Source organism: Sporosarcina ureae DSM 2281 (assembly GCF_000425545.1).
Lineage (GTDB): Bacteria > Bacillota > Bacilli > Bacillales_A > Planococcaceae > Sporosarcina > Sporosarcina ureae.
This window is the reverse complement of sequence record NZ_AUDQ01000008.1, coordinates 114,304-132,054: the sequence shown is the minus strand read 5'-3', so window position 1 is coordinate 132,054 and position 17,751 is coordinate 114,304. Positions and strand designations below refer to the sequence as shown.

General features: G+C 40.4%; 20 protein-coding genes. All 20 read left to right on the top strand.

Features of this window, described 5'->3' with window-relative positions:
- Positions 1-53 precede the first annotated feature (53 nt).
- The 20 genes from H605_RS0109650 (at position 54) to paaX (ending at position 17,732) form a co-directional block, all read left to right on the top strand.
- On the top strand, positions 54-1,382 hold the full coding sequence (locus H605_RS0109650; RefSeq protein WP_029054030.1) for a phenylacetate--CoA ligase family protein: 1,329 nt from the start codon (positions 54-56) through the stop codon (positions 1,380-1,382).
- A gap of 30 nt (positions 1,383-1,412) precedes the next feature.
- Positions 1,413-2,291, top strand: a complete 879-nt coding sequence (locus H605_RS0109645) for a branched-chain amino acid ABC transporter permease (protein ID WP_029054029.1) — start codon at positions 1,413-1,415, stop codon at positions 2,289-2,291.
- Positions 2,291-3,328 carry a branched-chain amino acid ABC transporter permease gene (locus H605_RS0109640; RefSeq protein WP_029054028.1) on the top strand — a complete coding sequence of 346 codons (1,038 nt, stop codon included), beginning with the start codon at positions 2,291-2,293 and terminating at the stop codon, positions 3,326-3,328. Before H605_RS0109645 ends, H605_RS0109640 begins: the two co-directional genes overlap by 1 nt.
- Before the next feature lie 4 nt (positions 3,329-3,332).
- On the top strand, positions 3,333-4,112 hold the full coding sequence (locus H605_RS0109635; protein WP_029054027.1) for an ABC transporter ATP-binding protein: 780 nt from the start codon (positions 3,333-3,335) through the stop codon (positions 4,110-4,112).
- On the top strand, positions 4,109-4,849 hold the full coding sequence (locus H605_RS0109630; protein WP_029054026.1) for an ABC transporter ATP-binding protein: 741 nt from the start codon (positions 4,109-4,111) through the stop codon (positions 4,847-4,849). The genes H605_RS0109635 and H605_RS0109630 overlap by 4 nt, the downstream gene beginning before the upstream one ends.
- Positions 4,850-4,866: 17 nt before the next feature.
- Complete coding sequence (locus tag H605_RS0109625; RefSeq protein WP_029054025.1) at positions 4,867-6,042, top strand: ABC transporter substrate-binding protein; 1,176 nt, start codon at positions 4,867-4,869, stop codon at positions 6,040-6,042.
- A gap of 257 nt (positions 6,043-6,299) precedes the next feature.
- Positions 6,300-7,334: an NAD(P)/FAD-dependent oxidoreductase gene (locus H605_RS17705; protein ID WP_051210537.1), complete on the top strand. Its 1,035-nt coding sequence runs from the start codon at positions 6,300-6,302 to the stop codon at positions 7,332-7,334.
- A 37-nt stretch (positions 7,335-7,371) separates the two neighbouring features.
- On the top strand, positions 7,372-7,611 hold the full coding sequence (locus tag H605_RS0109615; RefSeq protein WP_029054024.1) for a ferredoxin: 240 nt from the start codon (positions 7,372-7,374) through the stop codon (positions 7,609-7,611).
- Between the two features lie 122 nt (positions 7,612-7,733).
- Entirely contained in the window at positions 7,734-8,687 is a 954-nt protein-coding gene (gene paaA, locus H605_RS0109610; RefSeq protein WP_029054023.1) for a 1,2-phenylacetyl-CoA epoxidase subunit PaaA, read from the top strand.
- A gap of 16 nt (positions 8,688-8,703) precedes the next feature.
- A complete protein-coding gene (paaB, locus tag H605_RS0109605; protein ID WP_029054022.1) occupies positions 8,704-9,051 on the top strand; it encodes a 1,2-phenylacetyl-CoA epoxidase subunit PaaB in 348 nt (115 codons plus the stop codon).
- Positions 9,048-9,857, top strand: coding sequence for a 1,2-phenylacetyl-CoA epoxidase subunit PaaC (paaC, locus tag H605_RS0109600; RefSeq protein WP_029054021.1), 810 nt, complete (start codon positions 9,048-9,050; stop codon positions 9,855-9,857). The genes paaB and paaC overlap by 4 nt, the downstream gene beginning before the upstream one ends.
- A 24-nt stretch (positions 9,858-9,881) precedes the next feature.
- Positions 9,882-10,385: a 1,2-phenylacetyl-CoA epoxidase subunit PaaD gene (paaD, locus tag H605_RS0109595; RefSeq protein WP_029054020.1), complete on the top strand. Its 504-nt coding sequence runs from the start codon at positions 9,882-9,884 to the stop codon at positions 10,383-10,385.
- 14 nt (positions 10,386-10,399) lie between these two features.
- Positions 10,400-10,705: an EthD family reductase gene (locus H605_RS0109590; RefSeq protein WP_029054019.1), complete on the top strand. Its 306-nt coding sequence runs from the start codon at positions 10,400-10,402 to the stop codon at positions 10,703-10,705.
- On the top strand, positions 10,702-11,478 hold the full coding sequence (locus tag H605_RS0109585; RefSeq protein WP_029054018.1) for an enoyl-CoA hydratase/isomerase family protein: 777 nt from the start codon (positions 10,702-10,704) through the stop codon (positions 11,476-11,478). Before H605_RS0109590 ends, H605_RS0109585 begins: the two co-directional genes overlap by 4 nt.
- Positions 11,479-11,492: 14 nt before the next feature.
- The gene (locus H605_RS0109580; protein ID WP_029054017.1) at positions 11,493-12,266 is read left to right on the top strand and encodes an enoyl-CoA hydratase-related protein; all 774 of its coding nucleotides are present in this window, start codon (positions 11,493-11,495) and stop codon (positions 12,264-12,266) included.
- A 14-nt stretch (positions 12,267-12,280) separates the two neighbouring features.
- On the top strand, positions 12,281-13,795 hold the full coding sequence (locus H605_RS0109575) for an aldehyde dehydrogenase family protein (RefSeq protein ID WP_029054016.1): 1,515 nt from the start codon (positions 12,281-12,283) through the stop codon (positions 13,793-13,795).
- Positions 13,796-13,888: 93 nt separating this feature from the next.
- A complete protein-coding gene (locus H605_RS0109570) occupies positions 13,889-14,761 on the top strand; it encodes a 3-hydroxyacyl-CoA dehydrogenase (protein WP_029054015.1) in 873 nt (290 codons plus the stop codon).
- Positions 14,758-15,963, top strand: a complete 1,206-nt coding sequence (locus tag H605_RS0109565) for a 3-oxoadipyl-CoA thiolase (RefSeq protein ID WP_029054014.1) — start codon at positions 14,758-14,760, stop codon at positions 15,961-15,963. The genes H605_RS0109570 and H605_RS0109565 overlap by 4 nt, the downstream gene beginning before the upstream one ends.
- Before the next feature lie 36 nt (positions 15,964-15,999).
- Positions 16,000-16,776: an enoyl-CoA hydratase-related protein gene (locus H605_RS0109560; RefSeq protein WP_029054013.1), complete on the top strand. Its 777-nt coding sequence runs from the start codon at positions 16,000-16,002 to the stop codon at positions 16,774-16,776.
- A 95-nt stretch (positions 16,777-16,871) separates the two neighbouring features.
- Positions 16,872-17,732, top strand: a complete 861-nt coding sequence (paaX, locus tag H605_RS0109555; protein ID WP_037561861.1) for a phenylacetic acid degradation operon negative regulatory protein PaaX — start codon at positions 16,872-16,874, stop codon at positions 17,730-17,732.
- The last annotated feature ends 19 nt before the right edge of the window (positions 17,733-17,751 follow it).

The following is a 17,751-nucleotide window of genomic DNA, read 5'->3' as shown; positions in this document are numbered from 1 at the left end:
TATATACGTTATATTCGAATAGAGTAGTATGAGAGAAAAGGGAGGATTTATCTATGTACAATCCAGAGATTGAAAGCGCATCCATTTCCGAAAAGCGAGAACTACAACTTATAGGGTTAAAGAAGACGGTGGAAAACGTATATGAAAACGTTGGTTTTTATAAACAAAAGTTTGATGAATTGCAAATTAAGCCCAAAGATATTCGATCGTTAGAGGATATTAAGAAACTACCTTTCACAAAGAAAAAAGATTTCCGCGATCAGTACCCATATGGACTATTTGCGATTCCTGTAGACGATGTTGCAAGGATTCATGGCTCATCTGGAACAAGTGGAAAGCCAACGATTGTCGGTTATTCAGAGCGTGATCTTAAAAATTGGGGGATTTTAGTGGCACGCGCTATCGTCGCAGCAGGCGGAAGGAAGTCTGATGTTTTCCATAATGCATATGGTTATGGCTTGTTTACAGGAGGGCTTGGTCTTCATCAAGGTGCAGATGAGTTAGGTGTAGCTACAATACCGATTTCTGGAGGAAACACAGAACGTCAAATCACGGTCATCAATGATCTTAAGCCACGTGGAATTTGCGGGACTCCATCTTACGTCTTGAGTATTATCGAAAAAATGGAAGAACTAGGAATGGATCCTCGTGATACAAATCTAGACTATGGGATATTTGGGGCAGAAGCTTGGTCTGAAGAAATACGTCTAAAATTAGAAAACAAACTAGGAATTAAAGCTGTAGATATTTATGGATTAAGCGAAATTATGGGACCTGGTGTTGCGTCTGAATGTCATGAAGCTCAAGATGGACTGCATATCGCAGATGATCATTTCTTTGTAGAAGTAATTAACCCCGATACCCTCGAACCTGTAGCTGATGGAGAATTAGGTGAATTAGTGTTTACTAGCTTGCAAAAGGAAGCGCTTCCAGTCATCCGTTACCGTACAGGAGATATTGCATCAATTACTCATGAGAAATGTAAGTGTGGAAGAACAACGACTCGTATGTCACGTGTTAAAGGAAGAACAGACGACATGATCATCGTGCGTGGAGTAAATGTTTTTCCATCTGAGATTGAACGAGAATTACTTCAAATAGAAGGATTGTCACCTGTTTATCAAATTCGATTAATTCGCAAAGGAGTTATGGATGCTATTGAATTACATATCGAGATTGAGATTTCTCTATACGAACAAGTTGGGTGTGACTTACTTCATGAATCCATCATGAATATGAAGCGAAAGATCCAGCACAAATTGAAAAATTCCTGTTTAATTTCAGTAGATGTTGTATGCAATGCACCGAAAGCTCTTCCAAGATCTGAAGGAAAAGCAACTCGTGTTGTAGATAAGCGTAATAGTTCGCCTGTAAGTGTATAACAATAACAACTGGATAAGGGCGTGAAGTGAGTGCAAGATTTATTACAGTTCACATTAACGGGAATTACGATTGGAAGTATTTACGCAATTGTCGCCCTTGGCTTCGTCACCATATATAGTGTCACAAAAGTAATTAACTTAGCTCAAGGAGAATTCGTCATGCTTGGCGGATTGACTATGTTTTCACTCGTATCAGTGGGTGTGCCATATTGGCTTTCCTTTATTGCTACGATTCTCTTTGTGACACTTATCGGTTGGCTAATGGAATTCCTCTTGATACGAAGAGCCAAAGGTGCTGATGCGATCAGCTTAATCATTTTGACGATTGGAACTTCGATATTCATCCGTGGAATCAGTAGCATGGTGTGGGGGAAAGACCAGCATACGGTAGCACCTTTCACCGAGAATACTCCTGTTACTATTGGAGGCGCTTCCATTACACCTCAATCAATTTGGGTTGTCTTGATTATGCTGTTAGTTGTCGGTCTCATGTACATGTTTATCGATAAAACAATGCTTGGAAAAGCATTCCAAGCATCCTCTGTTAATCCAATGGCTGCAAGATTAATGGGAATAAGTCCAAAAAGAATGTCTTCCTTCTCCTTTGTGTTGAGCGCTGCGCTTGGAGCAATCGCGGGCCTTGCGATCGCACCAATCATTTTCCCAGCATATGATATGGGTGCTATGTTAGGAATTAAAGGATTCTCAGCGGCAATTTTAGGAGGACTAGGTAGTGCACCTGGAGCTGTTATAGGTGGTTTGCTAATTGGACTATTCGAATCCATGGGAGCGGGCTATGTTAGTTCAGGAATGAAAGATATTATTACTTTTTCAATATTCTTGCTTATATTGATAATAAGACCCAATGGAATTTTGGGTGAAAAAACTATTGGAAAGGGAGGTTTATAATGAAATTACAAGGCGTTCAACAGACGAAGTGGTGGGGCGTAGTTGTATTCATTGTCGCCATCCTTATATTTCCAATGATAGTCACCCAATCATTTTTCATTACACAGGCTACTTTTGCAGGTATATACGCTATTATAGCCATTGGTCTAGGTCTATTAATGGGCTATGCGGGGCAAATATCCTTAGGGCAAGCAGCGTTTTATGGAGTGGGAGCATATACTACATCTATTTTGACAGCTACGTGGGGGTGGAGTCCTTGGCTTAGCTTGCCTATAGCTTTACTAGTTCCAGCTCTTCTAGCTTTCTTCATGGGATATACGATGTCTCGATTAAGTGGATATTACTTAGCTATGGCAACATTGGCTCTTGGTATTATCGTTCATGGCCTTCTTGTTGAAGGTAAGGGAATTACAATGGGGGCATCAGGATTTTACGGTATCCCGCAGCTGACATTGTTCGGCATGACAATCAATCAAGGAGTTCCCTATTATTTTCTAGTATGGTTTTTTGTTTTACTAGTTTTAATTCTTTCGCTTAACATTGTTCATTCTCGGGTTGGACGTGCACTCCGTTCTATACACGACAGCGAAATTGCTTCCAGCTCGATGGGGGTAAATACAGGCAGGTATAAAATGCAGGTGTTTATCTTGAGCGCAGTATTTGCAGGACTGGCTGGCTGGTTGTTTGCCCACATGAGCTATAGCATATCTCCTTCTGCCTTTACATTTGATGCATCCATACTTTTCCTGGCAATGGTCGTTCTCGGCGGAAGTGGAAGTGTGTGGGGGGCATTAATAGGAGCTTTACTAATACGTATGATTGGTATTACTGTTCATACACTTGGTGAGCAATTCACATTCATCACTAGTGATTCGGAACACGTGATTTATGGATTGATCTTGATATTAGTCGTTATCTTTATGCCAAGGGGTCTATTCCCAACAGTAGTAGACTGGTTAAAAAATACAACTATAAAGAGAGTAGAAAAGAAAGCTTCTGTAGCCGTCACACCGATAAAACGAAGTGTTTCAGAATGAGGAGATGATGACATTGTTGCAAGTAGAGTCAATTACAAAAAGATTTGGTGGAGTTGTAGCAAATAGCGAAGTCAGCTTCTCTGTCGATGAAGGACAAATCGTCGGGTTGATAGGCCCCAATGGAGCAGGGAAAAGCACAATGTTCAACATGATATCTTCTATATTTCCACCGACTGAAGGAAGTATTCTGTTTTGTGGGAAGAAGATTGATCTTCTTCCTTCATATAAAGTAGCTCCATTAGGCATTTCACGTACCTTCCAAAACCTACAAGTATTTAAAAATATGACAGTGATTGAGAATGTCATGGTAGGCCAGCATATGAGAACAAAGCAAAACCTTTCAGGAGTTACTTCCATGTTGCTTGGCATAACTAGAAAAGAACGCAAAGTATATGAAGAGGCGATGGACATCTTACGTTTCTTCAATCTAGAATCACTTTACGATCAGAAAGCATCCAGTTTGTCATTAGGGAAATTGCGACTATTGGAATTTGCTCGTGCTTACGCTACAGAACCTAAACTGCTTCTACTGGATGAAATTGCAGCAGGCTTAAATCATAGTGAGACATCTGAAATGAGCGAGTTGATTAAAAGAGTACGTGAGTCTGGTGTAACCATTCTAGTCGTCGAGCATGATATGGATCTAGTCATGAGTATTTGCGACAAACTTGTTGTTTTGGATCAGGGAATGAAGATTGCAGAGGGAACCCCAAAAGAAATTCAAGCGAATGAAGCGGTAATTGCGGCTTACTTAGGCGCCGAGATCGAGGAGGAAGTCGTATGAGTGAACAAAAGCTACTGGATGTACTCGATTGTTCTGTCAGCTATGGGCCGATTCAAGCATTGAATGGTGTATCACTGTCTGTTAATCAGGGAGAAATTGTCGCTTTACTAGGTGCAAATGGAGCGGGTAAGACCACTCTTTTACAAACTGTGTCCGGATTGCTTCGACCGACAAGCGGCCAGGTTATTTATCAAGGTACTGATGTTACAGGAATGGAAGCAGAAAAGATTGTTGAGAAACACTTAATTCATGTACCTGAACATCGTCAAATTTTTTCTACAATGACTGTGTTGGATAATTTATATTTAGGTGCTTACCATCATCGTAAAACTACAAACAAGCAAGCAATAGAAGAAAACATCAAAAAAGTTTTCGAATTATTTCCTATATTAAGTGATCGAAAAGATCAAATGGGCGGAACGATGTCTGGTGGTCAGCAACAAATGCTTGCGATTGCACGGGGAATGATGGCAGAGCCTGATTTATTGCTATTAGATGAACCTACATTAGGACTCGCTCCTCTTGTAGCGAAAGATGTATTAGAACTCGTTGGCGATTTACGTAAGCAGTTTGGAACAACAATATTATTAATAGAACAAAATTTACATGCATCCCTTAGAGTGGCTGATCGAGGGTATGTCATTTCTCATGGTGAAATCATTAAGAGCGGCAGTTCAAGTGAATTACTGAATGATCCAGAAGTAAAAGAAGCTTATTTAGGGCACACAGTACATTGATGATGGAGGATGAGAAGATGTTCAAAAAAATACCTATGCTAATTCTGGCAGCTATGATTTCATTGGTGTTAGCTGCATGTAGTGACGCAGACGCGGGGTCTGAAAATGGAGAACTGACAGAGTATAAAATTGGTGCGATTTATTCAAAAACAGGTCCAAACAGTCCGTTAGGTGAACCTGAATGGAATGCAGCGAAATTATTGGAAGAGAAAATTAATGCAGATGGCGGTATTGACGGTATTCCTCTAAAGATAATTTTAGCAGATGACGAATCTAGTCAGGAAAAAGCAACACAAGAAGCTAATCGATTAGTGAACGACGAAAATGTATTAGCTTTAATTGGTTCTTCAGGAAGTGGTGAAAGCCTTGCAATCAAAGGAATCGCCACGCAACAAAAAGTTACGATGATTTCGGCTGCAGCAAGTACGCATATCGTTGAGCCTGTTGAAGATGCGGAATGGGTGTTTAAAACACCGCAATCGGATAGACAAGCAGTTGAACGAATTTATATGTATTTGAATGAACAAGGAATTAATAAAATTGGTACTATTAGTGATTCTAATGCGTTTGGTTCCAGCGGTTTAGAGCAATTGGAAGCTTTAGCAGATGAATATGATATTAAAATCGTAGCAAAGGAAAGTTACAATACGCAAGATCCTGATATGAGTACGCAAGTGACAAAAATTAATAGTGCAAAAGCTGAAGCAATTGTCGTTTGGGGAACTAATCCTGGACCAGCTGTAATTGCAAAGAATGCACATGATTTAGGAATAAAATTACCGGTGTTTGGAAGTCATGGCATTGCAAATCAAAACTTTATCTCTTTGGCGGGAGAAGCTGCAGAAGGTGTAGTAATTCCTACTGGTAAGCTATTATTCCCAGATCAGATTCCTGAGGACGATATACAGTACAGTGTAGTATCAGAGTTCTACAAGGAGTACACAGAAAAGTATGATAGCGAACCGACTAACTTTGGTTCTTATGGCTATGACAATGTGATGTTAGCGGTAGAAGCATTAAAGAACGGAGCTACCGACCGTGAAGCTATCCGTGATTATTTAGAAGAGAATATTAAAGACTGGATCGGTACAACAGGAGTTTATAATTATACAGCTGATGATCATAATGGGCTTGGACCGGAGAGCTTTGTAATGGCAACTGTTAAGGATGGGAAATGGACATATATTGAATGAGATAGAAAAGCACTGCGCCATAGCAGTGCTTTTTTTATGAAAAGTTCTTTGAGAAATGACTAATCTATCTAGGAATATACGGTACAGCCGCAATACCATGAAATTTTAAAATGGAAATATATTATTCTGAATATATTGTTGACAACGCTTACACATTGATTTAAGATACTAAGTATAACAAAAATCGATAACGACGTTAATTATACGTTATACTTAAAAGGATTAATTTCCTTCCGAAAGAGAGGAGAGTACAGCATATGAGTAATGAACAGAAAATCTATGATTTAACAATAATTGGTGGTGGCCCTGTAGGGTTGTTTACATCATTTTATGCAGGTATGCGCCAAATGTCAGTAAACTTAATTGAAAGCCTTCCGCAACTTGGTGGTCAACTATCAGCTTTGTATCCTGAAAAGTATATTTACGATATTGCAGGATTCCCCAAGATCACCGGTCAAAAGCTTATTGATAATCTGGTTGAGCAAATGTCGCAGTTCGAACCGAAGATCACCCTTGAACAAGAGGTACGTGAAGTGATTAAGCAAGAAGATGGGAACTTCAAAATCAAAACAAATAAAGAAACTCATTACTCTAAGGCAATTATCATTACAGCGGGAAATGGTGCGTTTCAACCTAGAAAACTTGATGTTGAAAATGCAGAACGATATGAAGACAAAAACCTACATTACTTCATTAAAGACCTACAATACTTTGCAGGAAAGAATGTACAGGTTTTTGGTGGTGGAGACTCTGCTGTAGACTGGTCTCTTATGCTTGAGCCAATTGCGAATAAAGTAACACTCGTTCACCGCCGTGATAAATTCCGAGCGCATGAAGCTAGTGTAGAAAATTTAATGAATTCCAAAGTAGAAATTAAAACACCATATACACCATCATTGTTTATTGGTGAAGATAAGATCGAAAAGATTGTTCTTAGTAAGATGAAATCAGAAGAGGTAGAAGAAATTGCAATTGACGAAGTGATAGTCAACTACGGTTTCGTGTCTTCCCTCGGTCCTATCAAAGATTGGGAACTAGAAATTGAAAAGAACAGTATTGTCGTCAACTCAAAAATGGAAACTAATATTGAAGGTATTTATGCTGTTGGCGACATTTGTACGTATGAAGGAAAAGTTAAACTTATAGCTAGCGGATTTGGAGAAGCACCAACAGCCGTTAGTAACGCGAAGGTCTACCTTGATCCAACGGCTAAAGTTCAAGCAACGCATAGTACGACATTGATGGAGAAAAAGGAAAAGCAAGATCAGAAAAAAGTCCCGGTCATCTCTTGAATGCTTGACTCAATTAGAATAAAGGAGGACACCTTTTATGGCTACACATACTATTGTTGATCAATCGACTTGCATAGCGTGCGGTGCATGTGGAGCAAGTGCACCGGATATTTTTGAATATGATGATGAAGGTTTTGCATTCGTACTTCTTGATAATAATGAAGGTTCGGCAGAAGTTGATGAGGATTTACTGGATGATTTGGAGGACGCTCTAGAAGGTTGCCCAACTGACTCTATCAAAGTTTCCGAACATCCCATCGTGTTAGAAGAAGTCTAGTATTTTTTTGAAGTTAAGTATAACGTAATTTAGAAACTTCGGTTAAATTTGTTATATTTGTCCTTTGTGAAGACGTAACGAGAGATAGTAACTTTTCATAATCTAAGGGAGGAATTAGATAAATGGTAACGATGAGAGCGATGACCGCAGATGAAAAAATGGAGTATTTCATGGAGCGCATAGAGAGTGGCGATAAGATCCAGGCAGATGATTGGATGCCGGAAGAGTATCGCCAAACATTAATTAAGCTTATTTCCATGCACGGAATTAGTGAAATTATGGGAGCGCTCCCTGAGAAAGAGTGGGTACCTAAAGCACCTTCACTATACCGCAAACTTGGAATTATGGCGAAAGTACAGGATGAAATGGGCCACGGACAACTATTGTTACGCGTAGCAGAAGATTTGATGAAGCCATATGGTAAAACTCGCGGTGATATCATGCAGGATTTATTTAATGAGGATTTAAAATTTCATAATGTGTTTCATATGGAAACGAAGACTTGGGCAGATGCAGGATTGATCGGTTGGTTAGTAGATGGAGCCGCAATTATTACACAAACGAATATGCTAGATGCATCTTACGGGCCGTATGCTAAGGCACTACAACGTATTTGTGCAGAAGAGGTATTCCACGCGCAGCACGGAGAATCGATTATCATGGCACTTGCTGAAGGAACGAAAGAACAGCAAGCAATGGTGCAAGATGCACTTAACCGCTGGTGGCCAGCACTTCTTATGTTCTTTGGACCTCCAAGTAAAGCTACGACAGGTGCATCGAAGCAAGAAGCAACTATTAAATATCGTATCCGGAAGAACACAAATGAAGAATTACGCCAAAGCTTCCTGGATAAATACATTCCAAGAATTTTATCGCTAAGTTTAACAATTCCGGACGATACATTGCATTTCGATCAGGAGAAAAAACATTGGGTTTACCAGCAACCCGACTGGACAGAATTTAAAAACATTATTAAAAATAATGGGCCGAAATCACAAGCGCGTCTTAATCTTCGCCGTTCGTCATACGAGAACAATGCGTGGGTACGTGAAGCGTTAAGTGCAGTTGTTGAATAAAGGAGCGATGGAGAATATGTCAGAGAAAACATTTTATCAGGAATTTGAAGTATTCAGTAAGCGTACCCATGCTGCGTCATTCCAGCACCAATTTGATTTGCTAGCGCCAAATGAAGACATGGCACTTATGATGGCACAAGAAAACTTTATGCGCCGTGAACCTGTTGTGGATATATGGGTCGTAAATAAAAAGAATATTCACGGTATGGATGAAGAAGAACGTCTTTCTTTGAAACGTCTCGACAACAAAGAGTACCGTACTACAAAAGGTTATGGATACTTACGTAAAAAATGGCGTAAGTACGAACAAGAAATGCTAGATGAGAAGGAAATCTTATCTTGGGCTGGAGGTAAAGAGAAATGAGTAACATAGAAAGAATGATGAGTGCGGAAGAGAAAAAGGCTTTAGAGGCACTTATATTCCAATTAGCGGATGATGATTTTCTGTTTTCATATCGTGGCTCTGAATGGTTGGGGCTAGCTCCACATATAGAAGAAGATGTTGCGTCATCCTCCATTACACAAGATTCGATGGGTCATGCAGCTATGTATTATAAGTTGCTAGAGGACTTGGGATTAGGTAAAGCAGATGATCTCGCTCACTTACGTCCTGCGCAAGAACGAAAGAATAGTGTTTTGACTGAACGTGTTAACGGTGACGGTTATTATATGGACACACCTCAATATGATTGGGCCTATACAGTAGTTAGAAGTTACTTCTATACACAAGCGAAAAGAGCAAAAATCAACTCACTTAGAGAAAGTTCATACGAACCACTTCGCGATATTGCTGTGAAAGTAAGCATGGAACTCTATTACCACGTCATGCATTGGAAGTTGTGGTTCGAACAACTACTAAGCTCAACAGAAGAAGCGAAAAGTAAAATGGTTAGCGCGCTTAAACTAGTTGTAGATGATATGGGAGATCTATTCTCTTATGGAGAACAAAAAGAATTGATTGAACGATTTGACTTAATAGATTCGGAAGAAAAGATACAAAATAATTGGCTTGAAGCATTGCGCCCGACTTTCGAAAAATTGAAATTGGATTTACCGATCATCCCTGAACCGAAATTAAATGGACGTAATGGACAACACACAGATGAATTGCAAACGGCAATCGATACACTTTCTGAGGTGTACAGACTCGATACAGCTACAAACTGGTAATAGAAAGAAAGAGGTGTTTTGGAAATGGTAGCTCTAGCAAAAAACTCACAAAACTTAGAAGTGTGGAAGGTGCTTGAAAGCGTCAAGGACCCTGAAATTGATACGGTAAGTATAGTAGATCTTGGAATGGTGGAGAAAGTGGATATCGAACCCGAACAGATCAAGGTAACATTATTGCCTACGTTTTTAGGTTGCCCGGCACTTGAAATCATCCGAACAAATACTAAGAATGCAGTGATGGGGCTGCCCGGTGCCAAAAACGTCGAAGTAGAATTTATTTTCAGTCCACCTTGGACATCAGATCGAGTAACGGAAAATGGACAAAAAGGATTGAAAGAGTTTGGGATCGCTGCTCCACCGCGTCATTTAGAAGAAGATGGATCTTGGCACGTGGATTGTCCGTATTGTGATTCAACCTACGTAACGATGGAAAATATATTCGGACCAACGGCTTGTAGAAGTATTTTATATTGCAAGAGTTGTAAAACTCCTTTCGAAGCAATGAAACCAGTATCAACAATAATGTAATTGGAGGAATTTAAATGGCTAAATTAATCGCGTTATACAAACACCCTGAAAATAAAGAGGAATTTGATGAGCACTACTTCAATGTTCATTCACCAATCACAGCGAAGATTCCTGGCTTGCGTGAAATGAAAGTAACTAAGTTCACTGGTAGCCCAATGGGTGGAGAACCACCGTATTACTTGATGTGTGAAATGATCTATGACGATGCAGCATCATTAAAAGCGGGCTTGAGCTCTGATGAAGGAAAAGCTTCTGGAAAAGACTTGATGGGCTTCGCTGGTAAGCTAGTCACTTTAATGATTGGCGAAGACAGCGAATGACAGCTTACAAATTCATAGAAACATCGGTCGATCAACAAATCGGCGTAATTGAATTAAACAGACCTAAGCAACTTAACTCTTTAAATCGCAATATGGTTGGTGAAATTCTTGAGGCGATGCAATCATTTGATCGAAATGACGAAGTACGAGTAATTTTGCTAGTAGGCAAAGGAAAAGCTTTCTCTGCCGGTGCTGATATAGATGAGATGGCTGAAGCAGATTCAATGAGCCTTGAATTATTGAATCAGTTTGCTGACTGGGATCAGATTCCTCTCATCAAAAAGCCCGTCATCGGTGCAGTTCATGGATTTGTTTTTGGTGGAGGTTTTGAACTTGCTCTTTGTTGCGATGTTCTATTAGCCGCGGATGGCACAGAGTTTTCATTTCCTGAAGTGACTTTAGGTGTTATGCCAGGAGCTGGCGGGACGCAACGCTTAACTAAGTTAGTTGGACGTGCGAAAGCGATAGAGTGGTTGTGGACAGGTGAGCGAATCCAAGCTAATGAATTACAAAAACATGGAGTGATTAACCGGATCGTTTCTCCAGAGCTGTTGCGTGAAGAGGCTTTACGGTTTTCAAATAAGATCGCTAGCATGCCGCCACTTGCCATTCGAATGATTAAAGATTCAGTGAACAAGGCGGTTGACTATCCACTGTATGAAGGTATGCAGTATGAACGAAAGAACTTCTATCTTCTGTTTTCATCGGAGGATCAAAAAGAGGGAATGAAAGCTTTTGTCGAAAAGAGAAAGCCGGTATATAAAGGAAAATGAGGAGACGATTTTCTATGTTTGAAACAATTCAATACGAATTGAAAGAAGGTATTGCTTGGCTTACATTGAATCGTCCTGATAAATTAAATGCATTCGTAGCGCAGATGAATCGCGAAATTAAAGAAGCGCTGCGTATGGCATCCAAGGATGACAATGCAAGATGCATCGTCGTAACAGGTGAAGGTAGAGCGTTCTGTTCAGGCCAAGATCTATCGGAAGTGGATGAACAAATGGATCATGGGCAAGTACTACGAGATCACTACGGTCCAATGATTTTGGAAATAAAGAAAACAGAAAAGCCCATCATAGCAGCAGTCAATGGAGTAGCCGCTGGGGCTGGCTTTAGTCTAGCTCTAGCATGTGACTTCCGTTTGATGTCTGAGAAAGCCAGCTACATAAATGCATTTATACATGTAGGGCTCATTCCCGACTCTGGCAATCTATTTTATCTATCTCAATTAGTTGGTGCAGCAAAAGCGGCGGAAATTTCAATTCTAGGTGAGAAAATCACTGCAGCACAGGCATTGGAATTAGGTCTCGCAACGAAAGTATTCTCTCCAGAAGATTTCGTAGCAGAAGTGGAAGCGTTTGCAAAAGGGATTGCCGCGAAGCCAACTAAAGCAATTGGACTGATTAAAAGAGGATTGAATGATGTTCAGACACTACCGTTTGAAGAGTATCTTCAACGCGAAGCAGAAAGTCAGCGAATTGCCGGATTGACTAAAGATCATGTAGAAGGTATCGAAGCATTTAAAGACAAAAGAAATCCTGAATTTATTGGAAAATAAGAGGAGGAATTATAATGACGAAAATTCAAGAGCAAGAAGTAGCACAAACTATGAAGCGTGATTTCTATAAATTATTTATCAACGGAGAGCAAGTAGAGAGCAGCAATGGAGCTCGTACAAAAGTGTATAATCCGGCAACCGGAGAGTTCTTAGCAGAAGTCGCAAAAGCAACTCAAGAGGATGCACAGCGCGCAATTGAAGCGGCGCGTAATGCATTTGATAATGGAAAGTGGAAGATCACGCCTACAGGAAAACGCGCTCGTGTACTTAATAAAATTGCAGCGATCATGAGAAGTCGTTTTAGCGAATTAGTAGAATTAGAAGTACTGAATACAGGAAAAACTATTGCGGCAGCACAAGCTCAGCTTAACCAAGCGGTAGAAGACTTTGAGTTTTATGCAGGAGCGTTAGTTTCACACCGTGGCTCTGTAAATAACGTACCTGGCCAGTTCCACAACTACACAGAAAAAGAGCCAGTTGGTGTATGTGCTCAAATCATTCCATGGAACTATCCACTGATGATGGCAGCTTGGAAAGTTGCACCGGCACTTGCGGCAGGTTGTTCTGTAATTATTAAACCTGCATCCCTTACACCACTGACAGCAATTATCTTAGGAGAAATTTGTCATGAAGCAGGAGTTCCAGAAGGTGTAGTGAACATTTTACCTGGATCAGGTGCTGAAATCGGAAACTATCTAGTGGAACATGATTTAGTAAACAAAGTAGCATTCACGGGATCTACTCCGATTGGTAAAGATATTATGGCACGTGCTTCTGGCACATTGAAGCGTGTCACATTAGAGTTAGGTGGAAAATCACCAAGCTTAATCTTTGAAGATGCGGATATTGATCAAGCGGTAGATTGCTCAATCTATGGTATTTATAATAATACTGGACAGTCTTGTGATGCACGTTCACGTATTTATATTCATGAAGACGTGTATGATGAGTTCGTTGAGAAATTCATTGAAAAGACCAATCGTATCGTTCTTGGCGATCCGTTCAGCAAAGAAACGCATGTTGGAGCAGTAATTGACCAAGGACAGTTGGATACTGTAAAAGAATACGTACAATCAGCAATTGATGAAGGAGCGGAAATTTTAGCTGGCGGTGAGCAAATACACCCTGAAGGCTTTGAAAAAGGTTTCTGGTATGCACCAACAGTCATCGGAAACGTCACACAAGAAATGCGCGTAGTACGTGAAGAAATCTTTGGCCCTGTTGTTGTACTATCCAAGTTCTCGAATGAAAAAGAAGCGATTGCATTGGCGAATGACTCGGAATTCGGTCTGGCATCTTCTGTTTGGTCTAAAGACGGTGCGCGTGCAACACGTGTAGCAAATAAAATTCAAGCAGGTATCGTTATGATCAACTCACCGTTCTCTGCTTTCCCTGGAACGCCATTCGGTGGATACAAGCAGTCAGGATTCGGACGCGAGTTAGCTATTGAAACATTAGATCTTTACTCTGAGACAAAGAGTATTATGTCTTATTATGGATCTCGCCCATTAAATCCATTCGGACTGTAAAATACATTACGTTAAGAAAGAACAGGGGCTAGTTAGCATGCCTCTGTTCTTTCTTACTATAAATAGGAAATAGCCATTTAAGGGGGAAATAAAATGATTGAAAATATCGTAGTTGTTGGTTCTGGCGTGATGGGTAGAGGTATTGCTTACGTAAGTGCACTAGGTGGATATTCCGTCACCATCGTTGATATTAATAAAAAAGCATTGGAAAATGCAGAGAAAGAAATCGAGTTAATCATCACTAAAGGTTTGGAACGACAGAAAATTACGCAACAAGTGGCAAAAGAGATTCGTAGTCATCTTCATTTTGAAACAGAGTTATCATTAGCAGCAAAAACAGCGGATCTAGTAATTGAAGCGGTGCCTGAAGTTGCGGATATTAAAAAGCAAGTCTTCCAAACGATTGAAGAAAATGCACCTGCTTCTTGTTACTTTGCAACAAATACGTCAACTATGAGTCCTACTGAAATTGCATCGTACGGTCAGCGTCCTGAACGCACTATTGCTATGCACTTTTTTAATCCCGTACATAAAATGCCACTTGTAGAAATTATACGCGGGCTAGAGACAAGTGATGAAACAGCAGAGGTCATTAGAAATGTAGCCGTTAAAATGGGGAAAGAAACGGTTGTTATCAATGAATTCCCTGGGTTTGTCACAAGCCGAATTAGCGCCCTAGTCGGAAATGAAGCGTTCTATATGTTGCAAGAAGGCTTAGGCTCACCTGAAGAAATTGATAAAGCAATTAAACTAGGTCTCAACTATCCTATGGGACCATTTGAATTAGTAGATTTAGTCGGGCTGGATGCACGCTTGAACAACTTGAAATATCTCCATGAGAAACTGGGTGAAAAATATCGTCCTGCCCCTCTGCTAGAACAATACGTTAAAGCTGGACGACTTGGTAGAAAAAGTGGAAAAGGGATCTATGATTATACGGATAACAAGGAGATGGTGAAATCATGAGGGAAGTTGTAATCGTTGACGCAGTACGTACACCATTTGGAAGATATAAGGGAGCATTACAAGCAGTTCGTCCCGACGATTTGGGTGCTACAGTAATCAAAGCCCTAATTGAAAGAAACCCAAGTCTTCCTACTGAAGAAATTGAAGAAGTGATTTTTGGCAATGCGAATCAGGCAGGTGAAGATAATCGTAATGTGGCTCGTATGTCTGCATTACTTGCCGGTTTGCCTATAGAAGTGGGCGGAACAACAATTAACCGCCTATGTGGGTCCGGTATCGATGCAGTTATGTATGCAGCAAGGGCGATCATGGCTGGGGAAGGGGATGTCTTCATCGCAGGTGGTACGGAAAGTATGACACGCGCGCCATTTGTAATGGGTAAACCTGAAGTGGAGTACCCGCGCGGAGATATGAAAATGTATGATACGACTATTGGATGGCGCTTTACGAATAAAGAATTAGAAGAAATGTACGGATCTGACACTATGCCGAAAACAGCGGAAAATGTAGCGGAACGTTATAACATTTCACGTGAAGAACAAGATGCTTTTGCATATGAAAGTCAACGTCGAGCAAAAAAGGCAATGGAGGCAGGTGCATTCAGCAAAGAAATTGTACCGGTCGTATATAAAGATCGTAAAGGTAATGAAATTATTGTAGAGCGAGATGAACATCCACGTCCAGAGTCATCTATTGAAGCTTTAGCGAAACTACGACCGATATTTAAAGATGGTACAGTTACAGCAGGTAATGCATCAGGGGTAAACGATGGGGCAGCAGCACTTCTAGTAATGAGTGCAGAGAAAGCGAAAGAGCTCGGACTGAAGCCACTTGCGAAGTACGTTACAGGTGCAGTAGCAGGTCTTGAGCCAGCGGTGATGGGTCTTGGTCCAATTTCTGCGTCACGCAAAGCTTTACAACGCGCAGACTTAACGGCGGATGATATGGGCTTGGTAGAATTGAATGAAGCATTTGCTTCCCAGTCGCTTGAATGTATTCGACAACTAGAGTTGGATGCAGAGAAAGTAAATGTCAATGGTGGAGCAATTGCATATGGACATCCACTCGGAGCCAGCGGAGCACGTATTTTAATGACGTTAATATATGAAATGAATAAGCGTGATACGCAATACGGTTTGGCAACTATGTGTATAGGTGTCGGACAAGGTATAGCAATGATCGTAGAAAAGCCTGAAGTCTAAAACTACTCACAATTTACGCGTAAAGGAGCTTGGATAATGAAACCAGTTTTATTGGAAATTGAAAACCGTATCGCTTATGTAACAATCAATCGGCCCGAATCTTTGAATTGCTTTAATTACCCTGCCTTAAAAGAATTACAACAAATAGTAGAGACTCTCCATATTGCCCCTGATATCAGAGCTGTAATTTTTAGAGGAGAAGGGGAAAGGGCATTCAGTGCTGGAGCGGATTTAAAAGAACGTAAGACACTTAACGAATCGGAAGTGCGCCGTAACGTAAAAGCTATTCGTGACGTGTTCAACAGTATTGCAGAATTACCACAGCCTACAATCGCCGCTGTAAATGGTCATGCACTTGGTGGTGGTTTTGAATTGATGCTGGCTTGCGATTTCTCGATCGCTGTTAGTCACGCTACGTTAGGCTTAACTGAAACGAGTTGGGCTATCATTCCAGGGGCGGGAGGCACACAACGGCTACCTCGATTAGTTGGAGTGATGAAAGCAAAAGAGCTTATATTCACAGCCAAACGCTTGACTGCTGCTGAAGCATTAGAGCTAGGTATTGTATTAAAAGTAGTAGAATCAGATAACTTATTGGTATCTTGCGAAGAATTAGCAGAAGCTATTATGAAAAATGGCCCTGTTGCAATTAAACAAGCTAAATATGCAATTAATGAGGGTTTAAATACTGACCTTCGTACAGGTCTTGCAATTGAGACGAAAGCATACGAATTAGTCATCCCGACCGAGGACCGCGTTGAGGCCTTACAAGCGTTCAATGAAAAGCGTGAACCGGAATTCCAAGGCACATAAGCTTGTCATCATTATTGGCCAACGGTTATAATGGAGAGAAGGAACCGAATAATTTTATAGAAAGAGTGGTTTTTTCTATCTCTAATACACAATCTATGATATTTACAATTTTTGGTGATTACGTTCGCCATTATGGAAATAAAATCTGGATCGGTAGCTTGATTCGGTTGATGAAAGAGTTTGGCCATAATGAACAAGCTGTACGCGTTGTTTTGTCTCGTATGATGAAACAAGGCTGGTTTGAAACAGAACGTGAAGGAAGAAAAAGTTATTATTACTTAACGGACCGTGGAGTTTCTCGTATCGAGGAAGCTGCATCGCGTATTTTTAAATTAGAGCCTCATGAGTGGGATGGTCAATGGCGTATGTTGATGTACAACATACCTGAAGATAAACGACAACTCCGTGATGAATTGCGAAAAGAGCTTTTATGGAGCGGATTCGGTACTTTTACAAATGGTTGTTGGATTACGCCGAATGATTTGGCAAAAGAAGTACGCTTATTAATAGCAAAATATAAGATTGAAGAGCATGCTGACTTATTTCTCTCAAAGTACACGGGACCAAGGTCAAACCAAGAGTTGGTTGCCAAGAGTTGGCCTCTTGAAGAGATCGAGAAGAAGTATGGAGAATTTATTTCGATATACAGTCAAAAGTTTGTCGTGGCAACGAGTGAAATGGAAAGTGGTTTGTTGTCGGACGCTCAGTGTTTTGTAGAACGCACTAATTTAGTGCATGAATATCGAAAGTTCTTGTTCATTGATCCTGGTTTGCCAAAGGAACTTCTTCCTGAGATGTGGAGCGGAACACACTCAGCTCATTTATTTGCACAATATTATAAGCTACTTGCTGAACCTGCCAATCGTTTTTTCGAACATATATTTGAAAAAGATAATGATATAAGTAGAAAAGATGCTACTTATGATGCTGAAGATAATCCATTGATTATAAAATGACGGAAAAAGCCGTGAGCAT

Bases quoted from the DNA above. Each gene is read 5' to 3' on its own strand.
- H605_RS0109570 (WP_029054015.1), top strand. From the start codon at position 13,889: ATGATTGAAAATATCGTAGTTGTTGGTTCTGGCGTGATGGGTAGAGGT.
- H605_RS0109575 (WP_029054016.1), top strand. From the start codon at position 12,281: ATGACGAAAATTCAAGAGCAAGAAGTAGCACAAACTATGAAGCGTGAT.
- paaB (WP_029054022.1), top strand. From the start codon at position 8,704: ATGTCAGAGAAAACATTTTATCAGGAATTTGAAGTATTCAGTAAGCGT.
- H605_RS0109615 (WP_029054024.1), top strand. From the start codon at position 7,372: ATGGCTACACATACTATTGTTGATCAATCGACTTGCATAGCGTGCGGT.
- H605_RS0109565 (WP_029054014.1), top strand. From the start codon at position 14,758: ATGAGGGAAGTTGTAATCGTTGACGCAGTACGTACACCATTTGGAAGA.
- paaC (WP_029054021.1), top strand. From the start codon at position 9,048: ATGAGTAACATAGAAAGAATGATGAGTGCGGAAGAGAAAAAGGCTTTA.
- paaA (WP_029054023.1), top strand. From the start codon at position 7,734: ATGGTAACGATGAGAGCGATGACCGCAGATGAAAAAATGGAGTATTTC.
- H605_RS17705 (WP_051210537.1), top strand. From the start codon at position 6,300: ATGAGTAATGAACAGAAAATCTATGATTTAACAATAATTGGTGGTGGC.
- H605_RS0109625 (WP_029054025.1), top strand. From the start codon at position 4,867: ATGTTCAAAAAAATACCTATGCTAATTCTGGCAGCTATGATTTCATTG.
- paaX (WP_037561861.1), top strand. From the start codon at position 16,872: ATGATATTTACAATTTTTGGTGATTACGTTCGCCATTATGGAAATAAA.
- H605_RS0109640 (WP_029054028.1), top strand. From the start codon at position 2,291: ATGAAATTACAAGGCGTTCAACAGACGAAGTGGTGGGGCGTAGTTGTA.
- H605_RS0109630 (WP_029054026.1), top strand. From the start codon at position 4,109: ATGAGTGAACAAAAGCTACTGGATGTACTCGATTGTTCTGTCAGCTAT.
- H605_RS0109635 (WP_029054027.1), top strand. From the start codon at position 3,333: ATGATGACATTGTTGCAAGTAGAGTCAATTACAAAAAGATTTGGTGGA.
- H605_RS0109585 (WP_029054018.1), top strand. From the start codon at position 10,702: ATGACAGCTTACAAATTCATAGAAACATCGGTCGATCAACAAATCGGC.
- H605_RS0109590 (WP_029054019.1), top strand. From the start codon at position 10,400: ATGGCTAAATTAATCGCGTTATACAAACACCCTGAAAATAAAGAGGAA.
- H605_RS0109560 (WP_029054013.1), top strand. From the start codon at position 16,000: ATGAAACCAGTTTTATTGGAAATTGAAAACCGTATCGCTTATGTAACA.
- H605_RS0109650 (WP_029054030.1), top strand. From the start codon at position 54: ATGTACAATCCAGAGATTGAAAGCGCATCCATTTCCGAAAAGCGAGAA.
- H605_RS0109580 (WP_029054017.1), top strand. From the start codon at position 11,493: ATGTTTGAAACAATTCAATACGAATTGAAAGAAGGTATTGCTTGGCTT.
- paaD (WP_029054020.1), top strand. From the start codon at position 9,882: ATGGTAGCTCTAGCAAAAAACTCACAAAACTTAGAAGTGTGGAAGGTG.